Below are 3,100 nucleotides of genomic sequence, written 5' to 3'. Positions count from 1 at the left end.
AGCAGCGGTCAGAGTGGTTTTACCGTGGTCAACGTGACCAATGGTCCCTACGTTGACGTGGGGCAGGGAACGATCAAATTTTTCCTTAGCCATCGATAACACCCTCAACAGAAGAATTAGACGAACGATATCTACCATTAAAACAAAGGCAGATATTTTCATATCTGCCTTGTTATATGGAGCTCTTGAGCGGATTTGAACCGCTGACCTCACCCTTACCAAGGGTGTGCTCTACCAACTGAGCTACAAGAGCGTAACACTTTGCACAACCTGCAAACTTGGAGCGGGTAGCGGGAATCGAACCCGCATCATCAGCTTGGAAGGCTGAGGTTCTACCACTAAACTATACCCGCGGAGCTTGCAGCTCACGCTAAAAATGGTGGAGGGGGAAGGATTCGAACCTTCGAAGTCGTAGACGTCAGATTTACAGTCTGATCCCTTTGGCCGCTCGGGAACCCCTCCTAAGCGAGCCGGCATTCTATACTATGCCGACCTTCTGTCAAGCATTTTCTCATTAAAAACCTGAGGTTAGCTGCGTTGACACCGCTCCGCTTTGACAACCTGTTTAGGTGTTCGCTGTGGAGCGGGCGCCATTCTATGCAAACTATTCCAGCGGTGCAACCCCCTCACACAGCATTATTTTATGTTTTAACTCATTGAATTCCTTGGAAAGGTTCTGCAACTGCACATCCCCCAATAAACGCTGGCTCTCGGGCGCAATGCGCAACCAATATCCAGGCTCGGGAAGATCCTTTTGCGATGCCTGAACCTTCACACTCATGCCCGCTAGACGCATCTGTAGCGCGGAAAGGCTGCTTTCTTGAGTCAAACCACCCAAAAACAGACACTCCTGTCCGGCATGGCGCGCGCCTTGCACTTCCGCCGAGTTACCAGTCGCCTCACTCAATAAGCGAATATCTTGCTGGGACCCGCGGTACATGCTGAGAGGAGTGACATCTTTTGCACGCAAGGGTGCCTCCTGCTGATGCCAGACGTAATAGAACACATTGAGAACAACGAGCAGCAGGAACAACCAACGCATACAAACCTCAAGTTAAAGGACACGCCATCGCCAACCCTACAAATACCAGGTCAGGGACGATCCGAGCATCAGGCACGACGTCCGCCACCAATCCAGCATCGCCACCGGTAATAAAGACAGCAAAGCGCTCCCCCCAATAGGATCGAGCCATTTCCATCTGGGTCAGAACGAAACCTCTCAACATTAAAGAGCACCCTCGCTCCACCGCCTCGACGGTACTGCGCCCCGGAGCATGGCTCGTCAACGCTTTTTCGGCAGCCAAGTCCCCATAACGGATTTTCCGGGTATGCGTACGTAACTGGTTACGCATCAAGGGCATCCCTGGGCAAATGAATCCCCCCAGGTGCTCACCTTCGGCATTAATAAAGTCGGCCGTCACAGCAGTGCCAAAATCCAGAATCAGACAGGCGCTGGCAGCCAGATGAAAGCCACCGAGCATCGCCAACCAGCGATCCAGTCCCAAGCGTTCATAGTCGTCATAGCCATTCCTGACACCAGACATTTCACTGGCCGACTTTGCGCACACGACCGAGATGCCGAACGTCTGCTCGAGAATTCGGGTGAGCGCAGCAGTTTCTTCGCTGGTTCTTACGCTGACCAACCGACATTTGCGCAACGACAAGCTCTCAAATGCAAACAAGCTATCCACCAGAGCTTGATCCGAGTCGACAACACCTTCCGCGAAAAGACCGCCAGCAGCCGTATTCAATACGCGCCACTTGATAAAGCTATTCCCACAGTCGAGCTCAAGAATCATCACGCAACCTCAGGCTGAGCTCACCACCACTAAAAACTTTTTCCACGCCGTCCACCTTCAAGCGCAGCGCACCTTGGCTATCAATGCCAAGCACTACGCCTTCTATATGACTAACGCCGGCAATCAAAGAAACCGGGCGACCTTGCCACATGTGATCCTTTTCCCACTCCTCCTGGAACGCAGAGAAACCATCAACCTGATGGCGCTGGATATAGCCGCGTAGCTGCTCGCTCAGCTCAGCTACCAAGTGGTTGCGATCGCAGCTTTTGCCCGTTTCCAGTCGTATCGACGTCCATTGCTGGTCAACTTCCTCGGCAACCTGCATGTTTACATTAACGCCAATACCCAGCACCACATGGCAAACATCTGCAGGATCCCCGACTAGCTCAAGAAGAATACCGGCGATTTTCTTGTCTCCGACCAGCACATCGTTGGGCCACTTCAATCCTGCGCCCGCCACCCCCAGCTTTCGCAAGGCGTGCATAACAGCCAAACCGACCACCAGACTCAAGCCCTCAAGCTGACGCATGCCACCTTCTATGCGCAGAACCAGGCTGTAGTAGAGATTTTCAGCAAAAGGGCTTACCCACTTACGCCCCCGGCGACCACGACCGGAAATCTGTCGCTCTGCCAATACCAGAAACGGCGCCGCTCGACCCTGATTGATCGCGCGAAGCGCCTCTGCGTTAGTGGAGTCAATGGAGTCAAAGACTGTAATCGGCCAAACCGCTGCCAAGGCACCAATCTTCAGGGGGTCGAGCAGCGTCAGGGGCGCAGCCAGTTGATAGCCTCTGCCCCGGACTTTGTTAATTGACAATCCGAGCTCAGCCTCAAGATGCTGAAGCTGCTTCCACACCGCGCTTCGACTGATTCCCAGGGCAAGCCCCAAGGCCTCACCGGAATGGAATCGACCATCCTTTAAAAGATTCAACAACGTCAGCATGCAGGTCTCGCCTCACAATGAGGCCCGAATAATAGCCATGAGCAGGGCGATTGCATAGAAATCAAGCGCACCACTTTCCTGCGGACAAAACAAAACCCCAACTGCTTTCGCAATTGGGGTTTCGGAATTTAATCTTGACGATGACCTACTCTCACATGGGGAAACCCCACACTACCATCGGCGATGCATCGTTTCACTTCTGAGTTCGGGATGGGATCAGGTGGTTCCAACGCTCTATGGTCGTCAAGAAATTCGGGTACTGACTCGTGACCGGTTGGCCTCGCTTCAGCAAATCGGGTATGTGATACAGGTGTTTGTGAGCAGCGCGAACTTTCGGTTCATTGCGTCTTCACACACC

4 protein-coding genes, 3 tRNA genes and 1 rRNA gene are annotated in these 3,100 nt (G+C 53.0%); all 8 read right to left on the bottom strand.

The genetic code is table 11. The features are described from left to right. Positions 1-93: GTP-binding protein (locus tag B1722_RS29500; protein ID WP_133295916.1), on the bottom strand; the 93-nt coding region annotated here is incomplete at its 3' end. Positions 94-177: 84 nt separating this feature from the next. Further along, positions 178-253 (bottom strand) — tRNA-Thr (locus tag B1722_RS28445). A gap of 26 nt (positions 254-279) precedes the next feature. Next, positions 280-353 (bottom strand) — tRNA-Gly (locus tag B1722_RS28440). Between the two features lie 24 nt (positions 354-377). Beyond that, positions 378-462, bottom strand: a tRNA-Tyr gene (locus tag B1722_RS28435). Positions 463-604: 142 nt separating this feature from the next. Next, entirely contained in the window at positions 605-1,042 is a 438-nt protein-coding gene (locus B1722_RS28430) for a hypothetical protein (protein ID WP_041069865.1), read from the bottom strand. 7 nt (positions 1,043-1,049) lie between these two features. Continuing rightward, a complete protein-coding gene (locus B1722_RS28425) occupies positions 1,050-1,799 on the bottom strand; it encodes a pantothenate kinase (RefSeq protein ID WP_041069868.1) in 750 nt (249 codons plus the stop codon). After that, positions 1,789-2,742: a bifunctional biotin--[acetyl-CoA-carboxylase] ligase/biotin operon repressor BirA gene (gene birA / locus B1722_RS28420; RefSeq protein WP_041069871.1), complete on the bottom strand. Its 954-nt coding sequence runs from the start codon at positions 2,740-2,742 to the stop codon at positions 1,789-1,791. The genes B1722_RS28425 and birA overlap by 11 nt, the downstream gene beginning before the upstream one ends. A gap of 132 nt (positions 2,743-2,874) precedes the next feature. Further along, positions 2,875-2,990: ribosomal RNA gene (rrf, locus tag B1722_RS28415) — 5S ribosomal RNA — on the bottom strand. Between the last annotated feature and the right edge of the window lie 110 nt (positions 2,991-3,100).

The organism is Pseudomonas sp. SCPG-7 (assembly GCF_002156405.1).
GTDB classification, from domain to species: domain Bacteria; phylum Pseudomonadota; class Gammaproteobacteria; order Pseudomonadales; family Pseudomonadaceae; genus Aquipseudomonas; species Aquipseudomonas parakoreensis.
Note: the sequence above shows the minus strand (reverse complement) of the source record. Positions and strands in the feature narration are given on the sequence as shown.